We start from the raw sequence: 15,228 nt of genomic DNA on the forward strand, positions 1-15,228 counted from the left end.
AAGGGGAGGCGAAAGACGCGGAATCGCTGTGTCGCTCAAGGATTGTTGCCGCGCGGCGACATGGACGGGGTGAGATCGCCGATGAAATCACCGATTCCCGGCCGCTTCAGGGCTCGGAAGGCGAGCGGACGGCAGAGATCCATTGCCGCGATTCCGATGCGGGCGGTCATCAGGCCGTTGATCACACCCTCGCCCAGTCGGGCCGAGAGCCTGGAGGCCAGCCCGTGGCCGAGCACCTGCTGGACGAGGCTGTCGCCGACGGCGATCGAGCCGGTGACGGCCAGATGCGCCAGCACGTCGCGCAGCAGGCGGAACATACCGAGAGTTCCGGGCCGGCCGCCGTAAAGTTCGGCCATGGCGCGAATGAGGCGCACGGCCTCATAGAGCACGTAGAGCAGGTCGACCACGGCACGCGGGCTGACGGCGGTGACGATCGAGACGCGCTTGGAGGCATTGACGATCAGCGCGCGGGCCTTGCGGTCGAGGGGAGCAAGCAGTTCGCGTTCGGCGAGCGCAATCAGATGCGGGGGGTCGATGACCTCGCCCTCGGTCGCTTTCAGCGTTGCGCGGCCCTTCGATGTCTCGGGATTGGCGGAAAGCAGGGTGGTGAGGCGCGCCACGACGGCGCGCGCCTTCGCCGGCCGGGTTTCGAGAATCGCGGCGTCTGCTTCGGCCTTGATCGCCTGGACGGCAGCAAGACGCATCATGCCCACAGTTTCGCGGACGACCAGGGCAAGCACGGCGAGGATGCCGACGGCGAGCACGGCAAGGGCTGCATAACCCAGCCAGTCGGCGCGAGTGAAGAGATCGCGGATCAGGCTGTCGGTCCAGAGGCCAATGGCGAGAGACAGCAGGATGCCGAAGGCGCCGGCGGCAATCTTGCCGAAGGAGGTTCGACGTTTCCGCGGCGTGGCAACCGGAACTGCGCTCAGATCCTTGTCGGGATTGAGGAAGGGATCGTCCTCATCGGGCGTCACGATGATATGTTCGGAGAAACTTTCCGGCTTGCGCCGTTGCTCTGCCTGCCTGCCGTTGTCTCGCGGCTGGGTGACCTCGTCCTCATAGGTGAAGGCGGCGGGTGCGCGGCGCGGCGGATCGGACGGGGGCTTGCTCATGCGAGACGGTCTCCGAACAGGAACTGCATGGCGCGGTCGAGGCGGATATGCGGCACCGACAGCTTGATGCCGCCGCCGGTTTCCTCAAGCTGCGGCGGGCGGAACCTGACGACGTTGACATCGGGCAGCTGCAGGCCTGTTACACCCGAGGCAATGCGGTCGAACAGGCTTTCCGGATCCTCCGGCAGGTCGCCGGGGAAGATCGCGGTCTTTCTCTGGCCGTCGAAGCGTTCGCCGGCTAGGGTTTCGCCGTCCATCGGCGTGCCGACGATGACAGGCAGCTCGTGGCCATCGCGCCTGACGGTCGCCTCGCGAGTGGCGCGGACGGAGGCAAGCGCCATGACGTCGATGCCGGCCCCCGCCATGCCGATGCGGTCGATGGCGCGATCCACCAGGCGGCGGGTCAGCGCATCAAGCCGGTCATGGCTTTCATGGTGGAGATGATCGGCCTTGGTGGCGGCGACCAGCACGCGGTCGATGCGGCGTCCAAGCAGGGAGGAGAGCAGCGAATTGGTGCCGGGGCGGAAACAGGCGAGCACATCGGTCAGCGCGCGTTCCAGATCCTGTACGGCTTCGGGGCCGCGGTTCATCGCCTGCAGCGCATCGACCAGCACGATCTGGCGGTCGAGGCGGGCGAAATGCTCACGGAAGAAGGGTTTGACGACGACCGATTTGTAGGCCTCGTAGCGCCGCTCCATCATCGTCCACAGCGAGCCGCGCCCAGGACGTCCGTCCGACGGCAGCGCCAACGGCGCGAAGGTCAATGCTGGCGACCCATCCAGATCGCCGGGCAAGAGCAGGCGGCCGGGCGGCAGGGTGGAGAGCGAGCGTTCATCGGCCTTGCAGGCCTTGAGATAATCGGCGAAGGCGGTCGCGAGGTCGCGGGCGATCATCTCGTCGGCGCCGGCGTGGATATCGGCGGCGCGCGTCAGAGCCAGCCACTCACGCGACAGCTCCGAGCGGACGCCGGTTTCGGCGAGCGCGATGGTTTCCTCGCTGAAGGTGCGGTAATCCTTGCCGAGCAGCGGCAGGTCGAGCAGCCATTCGCCGGGATAATCGACGATATCGATCGACAGGCGGCCGGGGGAAAACAGCCGGTTCCAGCCGCTGGCGCTCTGGTAATCCAGCGTGATGCGCAGTTCCGATATGGCGCGGGTCGAATCCGGCCAGATGCGGTCCTTCACCAGCGCACGGATATGGTCCTCGTACTGGAAGCGCGGCACGGCATCGTCGGGCTGCGGCTCCAGCCGCACCGCCGAGACCCGGCCGGATTGCACCGGCTCGAACAGCGGCAGGCGGCCGCCATGCAGGAGATTGTGGACCAGCGAGGAGATGAAGACCGTCTTACCGGAGCGGGAGAGGCCGGTGACGCCGAGCCGCACGGTCGGATTGACGAGGCCGCTCGCCCGGTCGGCGAGATTGTCGAAGGCGATGCGGGCGTCATCGGCAAAGGATGTCAGGCGTGGCGGCAAGGCGCGATTCCGGTTGGTGACTGCCCCGCAATATAGGGAGGGCGCGCCGCCCGCAAAAGAAGAGCGGCGTGAAAGACTTCAGACGACCACGAAATCGGTGAGGCGCCAGACAGAGGCCGAAGCGTCAAAATCGACGACGGCAAGGCCTGCGGTTGGGAAGCCGCCGGGAAGGGCGCTTACCATCGCGTCATGGCCGATCAACGTCTCCAGCGCCTGCTCCATGGTCGGATTGTGGCCGACCAGCATGACGGCCGCCTCATCCTGTGCATCGACGATCTCGAGATAGGTATCGACCGTGGCGTTGTAGAGCGCATCGACATAACGCACCTCGAGCGCGACGCCCATCGCCCGGTGGACGGCGCCTGACGTGTCACGGCAACGCAGCGCTGTCGAACTGATCAGGAGATCGGGACGATAACCCTTGTCGGCGGCCTTGTCGGCGATGATCTCGGCATCGCCAAAGCCCTTTTCGCTCAGCGGCCGGTCGAAATCGCGCTGTCCGGGTTCGGCCCAGCTGGCCTCGGCATGACGCAGGAGATAGATGCGGTTGGGCGGAGGCAGCGGTACGGTCATGGGCAAATCCAGGATCGGGCGGGGTCTTTTCAGTAGCGGTTGCGATTGGCCGCCGTCAATCGCCAGCCATGTCGCAACTGCCCGAAACGTGGCCGATAACACGGCGTTTTGAAGGCGAAGCAAAAAACGGCAATCGGAATAACCATGACAAAATAGATCGTTAGCCGAAAATTGTAACAGATTTAAAAATCTGTTTACCTGTCGTATTTGGCTTGAATCGCGACTAGCGCTTGGGATATACACCCGGCCAGATGAGATGTTCTTCAGGAGAATCGCGTTGAGTGAGAAGATCGATCTTAGCAATTACGTTCCCTCGGAAGAGGAAGAGTTCATGAACGTAAACCAGCGTGCCTACTTCAGGGCCAAGCTGGTTGCATGGAGAAACGATATCCTTAGAGAAGCGCGCGAGACGCTCGACCATCTGGCCGAGGAAAGCGCAAACCATCCCGACCTCGCCGACCGGGCGTCGTCGGAAACGGACCGGGCGATCGAACTTCGCGCCCGTGACAGACAGAGAAAGCTGATTTCGAAGATCGACGCGGCACTGCAGCGCATCGAAGACGGTACCTACGGCTATTGCGAGGAAACCGGCGAACCGATCGGCCTGAAACGTCTCGACGCCCGCCCGATCGCGACACTGTCGATCGAGGCGCAGGAGCGTCACGAACGTCGCGAAAAAGTCTATCGCGACGAATAAGAGTTTTCATGCAGGCATGAGAGCAGAACAGGCGCCGCGATCCCGATCGCGGCGCCTTTTTCGATAGTCACGAAGGCCCGAGATCGAGCCTCCGCGACGGAGTTCCACTATTATAGCGGATCTCCTGCTGCCAGAGCTTTCCAAGATTGCTTTCGGTCGGCCTCCATGGCGAGGTCAATCACGACAAGGGTGCCATTCCTGATCCGCCGCCGCATGACGCCTGCTCGGTCAGGATCTGTCCGAACCATGCCTTGATCATGCAGAGCCTGCAGCCGCGAGCGTGACACTTTCAGTTCGGAGCCCAGCAGACGGTCGAGGCGTGTGCTCGTTGGAAACGGGACCATCAGTTCGATTGCCAATCTCGTCCAATTCGCCGTGTCGCTCTGCATCTCTTTTTTGATGTCAAATTCGGCAAACTCGTCCACACGCCGTGACTTCTGCCGGAGAGCATCGAGGTTGAAGGTTTCTGCCCGGATCCAGCCGGGATCGTTGGATTGTAACGCGTCAAGGACTTGAGGATCGATGTCGCGAACATTGCGGCGCTCGAGGATTGGCCGGTTCCATGTTCTTTCACAGGTCAGGCATTTGTAGATAAGCCAGGCGTCGAGCTTGCGACCGTTGGCGTTGAGCCGGATCTTGCCGCTGGGTTGGAAAGCTCTGAGGCCCCCGCATCCGCCGCAGGCCAACCAGGGCTGGGGAGCTGTCTTGGGAATAATGGTCCATCGGACCCGAAGCGTATTGCACATACCGTCTTGGTCTTCCGTTCGGAAGTCCACCAAGATGGTGCATGAGAAAACCCTTGCGGGCGCGGTGTGGCGATGTTGTGGGCGGCTGAAGAGCTGAGACAGCGGAGCTGCACATGGCACATTGTAACAATGCCAAACCGGTCTCTCGCCACCACCCGATGAACATGTTCGTATGCCGCCAGCGTGTCGCTTTGCGGCAGTACGGGTGAAACTGGAGTGAGACCGGTATTTACTTAGGCAAAGTGTTACCTCGAATGCACCAAAGCTCTTCGACTTCAGAGATAACAAATGATCGGCATCAAGGGGAGCCCCCGAGCCGTTCGCGAACTGAAAGCCGCAGCATTGCGGCTTTTATGCAACTTGGTGATGAAGGCCGGCGTGTCTGCCCTCATTTGTCGCGATTGACGCTCATCTCGCCGAAGATGCGGGCGACTTCCTTCTGCAGTTCCGTGTCGGCTCCGGTGATGGGAGCTAGCTCGGGATCGCGGCGCGGCAGGTTGCCCGGCTGCGGCGCGGCTTGGCGGGGTTCCTGGTTTGCCGGCGCCGGCACGATGCGCTCGGCCGTCAGATTGCTCGACATCTCCTCTTCCAGCACGCGCTGGAAATCATGACGGATCGCCGCTGCCGACTGCGCAGCCGCATCGTCCTCGGCCGTAACAGGCGCGGCGCGTGCTGCCGCCGGCAAGTGCTGGACAGGCGGGGCGGAGACCTCGGGTTCGATGCGCTGCTGCGGCAGCACGCGCTGGCGGGCCGCATCGAGAATCTCGGCTGCACTCGCGGTATCATGGAACTGTGCGGGCTGCGAGGCTGGGGGAACGGCGGGACGCTCCGGCGGGCGCGGCTGGGGCGGAGCGGCACGCAGAGGATTGTCGCGTTCGGCCGACAGTGGAGCTGTCACCGGCTCTGCCGGAAGCGGGCTCGTGACCACCGGCGGCGCAACGGCCGGCGGGGCCGATGTTTGAGCCGATGATTCCGGGCGCGAGCGCGGCTCTGGCGGGACCGGCGAGGAGAAAGAGGGCTCGGCGGCCGGCTCGACACGGGCAGCGACCGGCGGGCGCGGCGGAACGACCGGCGGCGTTTCCGGCCGCGCGACGGGTATCGGGCGCTGCTCGACGGGCTGCGGGCGGTTGACGCTTTCCGGTTGTGCTGTTGCCGCGGCGGGCAGGATGCGGCTTTCGATGACGATATCGCTCGGGCCGCCGATCATGATCAGGTGCTCGACGTCGTCGCGGCGCACCAGCACCAGCCGGCGGCGGGCATCGACGGCAGCGGCATCCAGCACCTGCAGGCGGGGTTGGCGGTTGCGGCCGCCGCGCACGAAAGGCGAGGGCGCCCGGCTGCGGATCACCCAGAGCACGAGGATGAGCAGGAGAAGCGCCAGACCGACGCCACCGGCTGCAAGCAGGAAACGACTGCCATAAGCTCCGACAACATCATCCAACATAGTCACTTACTCCATTTCGCATTTCGGCACATATTGACGACTTTTCCGTTCCTTAGGCAAGGGCCGCCCATGCTGTCCAGTCACGGGAGAACGCGATTTCGTGTTCAGCTGCCTGGCGCCCAGCGACCTTGCGCAGGGGCGGCCGCTTTGGGCTTCAGGGGCAGATGGCGCTGTTGCCTGTGAATTCAAGCAGTCTTGCCGGTTGCCGGTGTTTTTGCCGACGCGGCAAATTGCTAAGAAGGAAAGAGTGCCTGATTCCCGCTTTGTGTTCGTGCTACGAAGCGGGAGGGGCTTATGTGAGGAATACATGACGAAACCGCGTCAGGCCGACGATTATAACGCACCGCTTGTGGATCGTGGGGGGCGTTCTGGCACGGTTTTGCGCATTCTGCTGCTGGCGCTCGTGCTGATTGCTGCCGCCGGGGGCTTCGTCTTCTTCAAAAAGTCGCTCGACAACGAGATCGTGCTCGGCGGTCTCGGCGTGCTCGCCATGGTCGGCATCTTCTTCCTGGTGTCTTCGGTCATCGGCTTCATCGAGGTGATGCCGCAGCGCCAGTCCGACAGCCTGGCGCGCGCCTTCCTCAACAGCCATCCCGACGGGACGCTGATCACCGACGAAAAGGGCCGGATCATCTATGCCAATGCCGCCTATGGCGCGCTGACCGGCGCGCGCAAGGCGACCGAGGTGCAGACGCTGGAAACGCTGCTGTCGCGTCACCGCGAATCCAATGAAGCGCTCTACAGGCTGGTCAACGGGTTGCGCGAGGGCAAGGAAGGCCGGGAGGAATTTCGGCTGCTGCGCGCCGTCGGGCCAGGCAGCAACAGCTCCGGCGCGCATTGGTACCGGCTGAAGGCACGGCTGCTGCAGCCGGAGGAGAATAGCGGCAGGCCGCTGCAGATCTGGCAGATCACCGACATCACCACTGAGCGCGACGACCAGGAGCGCTTCTTCAAGGAATTGCAGAACGCGATCGATTATCTCGACCATGCGCCGGCCGGCTTCTTTTCCGCCGGCAGGAAGGGCGAGATCTTCTATCTGAATGCGACGCTTGCCGAGTGGCTGAGCCTCGACCTCACCAAGTTCGTGCCGGGCTCGATGACGATCGGCGACGTCGTGGCGGGCGAGGGGCTGGCGCTGATCCAGTCGGTGCAGGCCGAACCGGGTCTGAGGAAGACCGTGACGCTCGACCTCGACCTGCGCAAGACCAACGGCCAGAGCCTGCCGGTGCAGATCATCCACAGCGTCACCTCGATGCGCGATGGCGCACCCGGCGAAAGCCGGACGATTGTGCTGGCGCGTGAAAAGAGCGAGGCCGGCGGCCAGTCGGCTTCTGCCGCCGCCATGCGCTTCACCCGTTTCTTCAACAACACGCCGATGGCGATCGCCTCGGTCGACGGCGACGGGCGCATTCTGCGGACCAACGCACCGTTCCTGAAACTGTTCTCCGGCGTCGTCTCGCGCGACGATCTCGAAAAGGCGCCGCATCTCGAAACCATCGTGCAGGAGAGCGACCGGCCGCAGCTTGCCGAGGCGCTGGCGGCGGCCAAGGATCGGCAGGGCGATATCGCGCCCATCGATACCCGGACGCCGACCGACGAGGCGCGCTATTTCCGCTTCTATGTTAACGCGGTCATCGACCAGAGCGACGAGGCGCCCGAGGAGGCGGCGATCGTCTATGCCGTCGAGGTGACCGAGCAGAAGGCGCTGGAAGCGCAGATGGCGCAGACGCAGAAGATGAATGCTGTGGGCACACTCGCCGGCGGCATCGCGCATGATTTCAACAACGTGCTGACGGCGATCCTGCTGTCCTCCGACCATCTGCTGCTGCAGGCGCGGCCGGCCGATGCCAGCTTCGCCGACCTGATGGAGATCAAGCGCAACGCCAACCGCGCCGCCGTGCTGGTGCGCCAGCTGCTCGCCTTCTCGCGCAAGCAGACGATGCGGCCCTCGGTACTGAACCTCACCGATGTCGTCGGCGACCTGCGCATGCTGGTCGACCGGCTGCTCTCCGGCACCAACGTCAAGCTCGACGTGCAATATGGCCGCGACCTCTGGCCTGTCAAAACAGACCTTTCGCAGTTCGAGCAGGTGCTGATCAATCTCTGCGTCAATGCACGCGATGCGATGCCCGAGGGCGGCACGCTGACGCTGCGCACCAAAAACCTGACCGCCGCCGAGGTCTCCGCCTTCAACTATTCCTACATGCCGGCCGAGGACATGGTGCTGATCGAGGTGGCCGATAACGGCACCGGTATCGCGCCTGAGATCATGGACAAGATCTTCGAGCCCTTCTTCACCACCAAGGATGTCGGCAAAGGCACCGGCCTTGGCCTCGCCATGGTCTACGGCATCGTCAAGCAGTCGGGCGGTTATATCCAGCCGGAATCCGAAGTCGGCAAGGGCACGACCTTCCGGGTGTTCCTGCCGCGCCACATCCCTGAGCCGGCGGTCGCCGCCGAAGCAGGTTCGATCGACAGCGCCATCGCCGAGATCGGCGTGCGGCCCGAGGCGCCGGCGACACAGCAGCCGGAGGATCTGACGGGATCGGCGGTCATCCTGCTCGTCGAGGACGAGGAGGCGGTGCGCCGCGGCGGCAAGCGCATGCTGGAAACGCGCGGCTACACCGTACACGAGGCGGGCTCGGGCGTCGAGGCGCTCAGCATCATGGAAGAACTCGACGGCAAGGTCGATATCGTCGTCTCCGACGTCGTCATGCCCGAAATGGATGGGCCGACGCTGCTGCGTGAGCTGCGCAAGACCTATCCCGACATGAAATTCATCTTCGTCTCCGGCTATGCCGAAGATGCCTTTGCCCGCAACCTGCCGCCGGATGCGAAATTCGGCTTCCTGCCGAAGCCCTTCTCGCTCAAGCAGCTCGCTGTTGTGGTGAAGGAAACGTTGGACGGGTGAGTGGGGTGCGCCCGAGAGAGGGCGTGCCACACATCGCCTCTGGCACGGTTGTGCCGTGCCAGCCCCTCTGCCCGGCAGGCAGAGGGGCTTTTTCGGCACCATCTATCTGTCACGGCCATACCGACCTACCCGTCAATCCTCATTCCGCAGCGCCACCGCAATCTCGGCGGCAAGCCGCGCATTGTTCTCCACCAACGCAATATTGGTTTTCAGGCTCTGGCCGTCCGTCAGGTCGAAGATGGTCGAGAGCAGATAGGGCGTCACAGCCTTGCCGGTGATTTCGTCGCGCTCGGCGCTATCCAGCGCCCGCTCGATATAGATTTCCATCTCCTCGCGTGGGATTTCGTCGACTTCCGGCACTGGGTTGGCGACGAGCATGCCGCCGTCGACACCGAGCTGTTCGCGCACCGTCTGGAAATTGGCGATGGCGGCCGGGCTGTTCAGCGACAGCGGGCTTGATATGCCTGAGGAGCGTGACCAGAAGGCGGGGAATTCCTCGCTCTCATAGGTGACGACAGGCACGCCGCGGGTTTCCAGCACTTCCAGCGTCTTCGGAATGTCGAGAATCGCCTTGGCGCCGGCGCAGACGACGATGACGCCGGTTCGGGCGAGCTCCTCGAGGTCGGCTGATATATCGAAGCTTTCCTCGGCGCCGCGATGTACGCCGCCGATGCCGCCTGTGGCAAAGACGCGGATGCCGGCGCGCGCTGCCGCAATCATCGTCGCCGCGACCGTGGTGGCGCCGGTGCGGCGCTCGGCGATCGCGAAGGCGAGATCGGCGCGCGACACCTTCATCACCTCGGTCGCCTTGGCGAGCTGTTCCAATTCCGCGGCTTCAAGACCGATATGCAACGTGCCATGAATGACGGCGATCGTTGCCGGCACCGCTCCCTGTTCACGGATGATTGTCTCGACGCTGCGGGCCATCTCAATATTGCCGGGATAGGGCATGCCGTGGGTGATGATCGTCGATTCCAGCGCCACCAGCGGCGCGCCGCGCTGCTTGGCGCTGGCAACCTCCTTCGAATAGGCGATCGGCAGAAGAGGGGAGATGGGCTTGGTCATGGTCTTGTCCTATGATCGACAGAACATAATGCCGAAAAGTGTGGGCGGTTTTCGGACGGCATCATGCTCAACTCTTTAATTAGTCGCTTCAATGCAGAATTCTGATCTTGGGAACAAGGGCAAGCGCCTCATTCAAAAGATCCGGCGTCAGATTTTCGTTGACGGCGTGCCGCGACTGCACGGTCAGCGTGGCGGCCGCGGTGCCGTGGCGGACGGCTTCCTCGAGCGGCAGGCCGAGCATCAAGGCGGCGAGCGTGCCGGCCGCAAGAGAATCGCCGGCACCCGTGACATCGGCGACGGTGTCGGCGATCGGCGGCTGCAGCGTCACGGCGCGGTGCCCGCAAAGCGCGACGAGTTCGCGCCGGCCGCGAGTGACGACGGCATTCCTGATGCCGATCTCGTTCAGCAATGGTGGCCAGCCGGCGGCGTCTTCCGGCTGCTCACCGGTCAGGGCGGCGGCCTCGGCCTCGTTCAGGAAAAGGTAGTCGATATCTCCGATGCAGGGTTTCAGCCTGACGACCTTGGCCGGCGAGATGGCGATCGCCGCGACGGGCTTGGCCAGGGAATGCGCCTTGGCGACGATCGCGGCGATCGTCTCTTCCGGCAGGTTGGCATCGAAGAGGATGAAATCATGGGCGTCGAAAGCTTCCCGCACCCAGCGGATGGATAGACGCCGCGGCACGAAGAAGCGGTAGAGATCCATGTCGGCCAGGGCGATCACCAGATTGCCGTCCTTCTCGATGATCGCCGTGTAGCTCGGCGTCTTGCGGTCGAGGAAGACGAAAGGCCGGTCGTCGATGCCGGCGAAATCGGCGGCTTCGCCGACCAGTTCGCCGTTGGGATCGCCGCCGCGCGGCGAGATCATCGTCACCTGAAAACCGAGCCTTGCGAGATTGCGCGCCGCATTGAAGCCGCCGCCGCCGGGCTCCTCGAACCAGGTGCCGGGATTGCTGGCGCCAGGCGCTGTCTCGCCGGAGATGCGGCCGCGCCGATCGATATGGGCACCGCCGAGAACGAGAATCTTTCTTTTCATTTCAGGCACTCTCCAGATGCCCGACGTGCGAATCGATGGGATGGGTTTTTGTGCGCGGGTGCCGGCACTTTACATCTAAGTCGTTGCTTTTCATCGATAAAACAAATACAGAACACGGGCCGTTTTACCTTTTTCTTTCAATTGTTTGATCGCCTATTGCGAGAGTGGAACAAATAGGGTACAAACTCGACATTGCTTGGGCGGCTTCAATAACCTAAAGGTGGATCGGATGTCTCAGAATTCATTGCGGCTGGTAGAGGACAAATCGGTGGACAAAAGCAAGGCGCTTGAAGCGGCACTCTCACAGATAGAGCGGTCGTTCGGCAAGGGCTCGATTATGAAACTCGGCTCCAACGAGAACGTTGTCGAGATCGAGACGATCTCGACCGGCTCGCTTGGCCTCGATATCGCACTTGGCGTCGGCGGCCTGCCGAGGGGCCGCATCATCGAAATTTACGGGCCGGAAAGCTCCGGTAAAACGACGCTTGCGCTGCAGACCATTGCCGAAGCGCAGAAAAAGGGCGGTATCTGCGCCTTCGTCGATGCCGAGCATGCGCTCGATCCTGTCTATGCCCGCAAGCTTGGCGTCGATCTGCAGAACCTTCTGATCTCGCAGCCCGATACCGGCGAGCAGGCGCTTGAAATCACCGATACGCTGGTGCGCTCCGGCGCCGTCGACGTCCTCGTCGTCGACTCGGTCGCCGCACTGACACCACGCGCCGAAATCGAAGGCGAGATGGGCGACAGCCTTCCCGGCCTGCAGGCGCGCCTGATGAGCCAGGCGCTGCGCAAGCTAACCGCTTCGATCTCGAAGTCGAACACCATGGTGATCTTCATCAACCAGATCCGCATGAAGATCGGCGTCATGTTCGGTTCGCCGGAAACGACGACGGGCGGCAATGCGTTGAAATTTTATGCCTCCGTGCGCCTCGACATCCGCCGCATCGGCGCGGTCAAGGAGCGCGAAGAGGTGATCGGCAACCAGACACGCGTCAAGGTCGTCAAGAACAAGATGGCGCCACCCTTCAAGCAGGTCGAGTTCGACATCATGTATGGCGAGGGTGTTTCCAAGACCGGCGAGTTGGTTGATCTCGGCGTCAAGGCCGGCATCGTCGAGAAATCGGGCGCCTGGTTCTCCTATAACAGCCAGCGTCTCGGCCAGGGTCGTGAAAACGCCAAGACCTTCCTGCGCGACAATCCGGATCTCGCCCGCGAGATCGAGTTGTCGCTCCGCCAGAATGCCGGCCTGATCGCCGACCGCTTCCTGCAGAACGGCGGACCGGATCCCGATGACGGCGATGGCGATGCCACTGCGGAAATGTAATTTTCGCGCTTGAACTCATCAGTCAGTTCCAGCCGGCCGCATTCCTGATGAGAATGCGGCCGGTTTTGTTTGTCTGCTGGACAGTGGCGGAGGCGAACGTTAAAAGCCGATGGATTTGTATTTACCTGCCTCCGGCAGCATTGAAGGGCATAGCATGAGCGGCGTGAACGATATCCGGTCGACCTTCCTCGACTATTTCAAGAAGAACGGCCATGAGATTGTTCCGTCGAGCCCGCTCGTCCCGCGCAACGACCCGACGTTGATGTTCACCAATGCCGGCATGGTGCAGTTCAAGAATGTCTTCACCGGCCTGGAAAAGCGTCCTTATTCGACGGCGACGACCTCGCAGAAGTGCGTGCGCGCCGGCGGCAAGCACAACGACCTCGACAATGTCGGCTATACCGCGCGTCACCTGACCTTCTTCGAAATGCTCGGCAACTTCTCCTTCGGCGACTATTTCAAGGAGAATGCGATCGAGCTTGCCTGGAAGCTCGTGACCGAAGGTTTTGATCTGCCGAAGCATCGCCTGCTGGTAACCGTCTATTCCGAAGACGAAGAGGCAGCGACGCTGTGGAAGAAGATCGCCGGTTTCTCCGACGACAAGATCATCCGCATTCCGACCTCCGACAATTTCTGGCAGATGGGCGATACCGGCCCCTGCGGTCCGTGCTCGGAAATCTTCATCGACCAGGGCGAGAACGTCTGGGGCGGACCTCCGGGCTCGCCGGAGGAAGATGGCGACCGGTTCCTGGAATTCTGGAACCTGGTCTTCATGCAGTTCGAACAGACGGAGCCCGGCGTTCGCAACCCGCTGCCGCGTCCGTCGATCGACACCGGCATGGGTCTGGAGCGCATGGCCTGCATTCTGCAGGGCGTTCAGAGCGTGTTCGACACCGATCTCTTCCGGACACTGATCGGCGCCATCGAGGATACGATGGGCGTCAAGGCGGAAGGCAGCGCCAGCCACCGCGTCATCGCCGACCACCTGCGCTCCTCGGCCTTCCTGATCGCCGACGGTGTGTTGCCGTCGAATGAGGGCCGCGGTTATGTCCTGCGCCGCATCATGCGCCGCGCCATGCGCCATGCGCAGTTGCTCGGCGCCAAGGAGCCGCTGATGTACAAGCTGCTGCCGACGCTGGTGCAGCAGATGGGCCGCGCCTATCCGGAGTTGGTGCGCGCCGAGGCGCTGATCTCGGAAACGCTGAAGCTCGAGGAAAACCGCTTCCGCAAGACGCTCGAACGTGGCCTGTCGCTTCTGTCGGACGCAACGACGGATCTTTCCAAGGGCGATATGCTGGATGGCGAGACCGCCTTCAAGCTCTACGACACCTACGGCTTCCCGCTCGATCTGACGCAGGATGCATTGCGTGCCCGAGAGATCGGCGTCGACATCTCCGGCTTCACCGATGCGATGCAGCGCCAGAAGGCCGAAGCCCGCTCGCACTGGGCCGGTTCCGGCGAAAAGGCGACCGAAACCGTGTGGTTCGAGCTCAAGGAAAAACACGGCGCGACCGAATTCCTGGGCTACGACACCGAAACGGCTGAAGGCGTCGTGCAGGCGATCGTCAAGGATGGCGCGGTTTCGACCGAGGCCAGGGCCGGCGACAAGGTGCAGATCGTCGTCAGCCAGACGCCGTTCTACGGCGAATCCGGCGGCCAGATGGGCGATACCGGGGTGATCTCGTCCGACCACGGCAAGATCGAGATTTCAGATACGCAGAAGAGGGGCGAAGGCCTGTTCGTGCATCTGGGTACTGTCATCGAAGGCGTGGTCAAGGATGGCGATGCTGTCGCGTTGACGGTCGATCATGCCCGCCGTTCGCGCCTGCGCGCCAATCACTCGGCAACCCACCTGTTGCATGAGGCGCTGCGCGAAGTGCTGGGCACTCATGTGGCACAGAAGGGTTCGCTGGTAGCACCCGAGCGCCTGCGTTTCGACGTTTCGCATCCGAAGCCGATGTCGGCCGAAGAGCTGAAAATCGTCGAGGATATGGCAAATGAGATCGTGCTGCAGAATTCGCCGGTCACCACGAGGCTGATGAGCGTCGACGATGCGATCGCCGAAGGTGCGATGGCGCTGTTCGGTGAGAAATACGGCGATGAAGTCCGCGTCGTGGCGATGGGCGAGGGTGTGCGCGGCGCCAAGGCCGGCAAGCCCTATTCGATCGAACTCTGCGGCGGCACGCATGTCGGAGCCACCGGCCAGATCGGCCTGATCCGCGTTCTCGGCGAAAGCGCCGTCGGCGCCGGCGTTCGCCGCATCGAGGCCGTCACCGGCGAATCGGCGCGCGAATATCTGGCCGAACAGGACGAGCGCGTGAAGACGCTTGCCGCCTCGCTGAAGGTTCAACCGTCAGACGTTCTCTCGCGCGTCGAAGCGCTGATCGACGAGCGCCGCAAGCTCGAAAAGGAACTGGCCGACGCCAAGCGCAAGCTCGCCATGGGCGGCGGGCAGGGCGGCTCGGCCGATTCCGTGCGCGAAGTCGCCGGCGTCAAGTTCCTCGGCAAGTCGATATCGGGCGTCGATCCCAAAGATCTGAAGGGGCTCGCCGATGACGGGAAGACCAGCATCGGCTCGGGCGTCGTGACGCTCATCGGCGTTTCCGAGGATGGCAAGGCAAGCGCGGTCGTTGCCGTGACGCCCGACCTCGTTGATCGCTTCAGCGCCGTTGATCTGGTGCGCGTCGCTTCTGCCGCGCTTGGCGGCAAGGGCGGCGGCGGCCGTCCGGACATGGCGCAAGCTGGCGGCCCTGATGGCGCCAAGGCCGACGAAGCCCTTGAGGCAGTTGCGTCGGCACTTGCAGGCTGACCATCAGCCTGACGGCGTTTGACATGTGGACCGGCTGCG

At 63.1% G+C, this 15,228-nt stretch carries 11 protein-coding genes; 4 read left to right on the forward strand and 7 right to left on the reverse strand.

Going from position 1 to position 15,228, the window contains the following annotated elements; genetic code table 11:
• Nucleotides 1–35: 35 nt before the first annotated feature.
• From ACMUVN_RS05410 to ACMUVN_RS05420, 3 genes are all read right to left on the reverse strand, one after another.
• A complete protein-coding gene (locus ACMUVN_RS05410) occupies nt 36–1,115 on the reverse strand; it encodes a YcjF family protein (RefSeq protein ID WP_047613949.1) in 1,080 nt (359 codons plus the stop codon).
• The gene (locus ACMUVN_RS05415) at nt 1,112–2,587 is read right to left on the reverse strand and encodes a YcjX family protein (RefSeq protein WP_047610042.1); all 1,476 of its coding nucleotides are present in this window, start codon (nt 2,585–2,587) and stop codon (nt 1,112–1,114) included. The genes ACMUVN_RS05410 and ACMUVN_RS05415 overlap by 4 nt, the downstream gene beginning before the upstream one ends.
• 78 nt (nt 2,588–2,665) lie before the next feature.
• Nucleotides 2,666–3,160 carry a SixA phosphatase family protein gene (locus ACMUVN_RS05420; RefSeq protein ID WP_047610040.1) on the reverse strand — a complete coding sequence of 165 codons (495 nt, stop codon included), beginning with the start codon at nt 3,158–3,160 and terminating at the stop codon, nt 2,666–2,668.
• Nucleotides 3,161–3,437: 277 nt separating this feature from the next.
• On the opposite strand from ACMUVN_RS05420, the gene dksA reads away from it, so the two are divergent.
• Nucleotides 3,438–3,857, forward strand: coding sequence for an RNA polymerase-binding protein DksA (dksA, locus tag ACMUVN_RS05425; protein WP_017964517.1), 420 nt, complete (start codon nt 3,438–3,440; stop codon nt 3,855–3,857).
• 110 nt (nt 3,858–3,967) lie between these two features.
• On the opposite strand, the gene ACMUVN_RS05430 is transcribed toward dksA, so the two are convergent.
• The gene (locus ACMUVN_RS05430) at nt 3,968–4,603 is read right to left on the reverse strand and encodes a DUF1062 domain-containing protein (RefSeq protein WP_132571930.1); all 636 of its coding nucleotides are present in this window, start codon (nt 4,601–4,603) and stop codon (nt 3,968–3,970) included.
• Between the two features lie 388 nt (nt 4,604–4,991).
• Complete coding sequence (locus ACMUVN_RS05435) at nt 4,992–6,053, reverse strand: flagellar biosynthetic protein FliO (protein WP_132571927.1); 1,062 nt, start codon at nt 6,051–6,053, stop codon at nt 4,992–4,994.
• A gap of 301 nt (nt 6,054–6,354) precedes the next feature.
• Here ACMUVN_RS05435 and cckA point away from each other — a divergent pair, with 301 nt between their 5' ends.
• Nucleotides 6,355–8,958, forward strand: coding sequence for a cell cycle histidine kinase CckA (gene cckA / locus ACMUVN_RS05440; protein ID WP_132571924.1), 2,604 nt, complete (start codon nt 6,355–6,357; stop codon nt 8,956–8,958).
• A gap of 132 nt (nt 8,959–9,090) precedes the next feature.
• Here the strand turns inward: cckA and ACMUVN_RS05445 are convergent, their stop codons facing one another.
• Both ACMUVN_RS05445 and ACMUVN_RS05450 read right to left on the reverse strand, forming a co-directional pair.
• Entirely contained in the window at nt 9,091–10,023 is a 933-nt protein-coding gene (locus ACMUVN_RS05445) for a pseudouridine-5'-phosphate glycosidase (RefSeq protein WP_063475220.1), read from the reverse strand.
• Nucleotides 10,024–10,111: 88 nt separating this feature from the next.
• Nucleotides 10,112–11,056: a carbohydrate kinase family protein gene (locus tag ACMUVN_RS05450; RefSeq protein ID WP_127430914.1), complete on the reverse strand. Its 945-nt coding sequence runs from the start codon at nt 11,054–11,056 to the stop codon at nt 10,112–10,114.
• A 229-nt stretch (nt 11,057–11,285) separates the two neighbouring features.
• On the opposite strand from ACMUVN_RS05450, the gene recA reads away from it, so the two are divergent.
• Together recA and alaS are read left to right on the forward strand one after the other, a co-directional pair.
• On the forward strand, nt 11,286–12,380 hold the full coding sequence (gene recA, locus ACMUVN_RS05455) for a recombinase RecA (protein ID WP_003540131.1): 1,095 nt from the start codon (nt 11,286–11,288) through the stop codon (nt 12,378–12,380).
• Between the two features lie 154 nt (nt 12,381–12,534).
• A complete protein-coding gene (gene alaS, locus ACMUVN_RS05460; protein ID WP_028758078.1) occupies nt 12,535–15,189 on the forward strand; it encodes an alanine--tRNA ligase in 2,655 nt (884 codons plus the stop codon).
• Nucleotides 15,190–15,228 lie beyond the last annotated feature (39 nt).

It is taken from the genome of Rhizobium sp. IY2 (assembly GCF_047532935.1).
GTDB classification, from domain to species: domain Bacteria; phylum Pseudomonadota; class Alphaproteobacteria; order Rhizobiales; family Rhizobiaceae; genus Rhizobium; species Rhizobium anhuiense.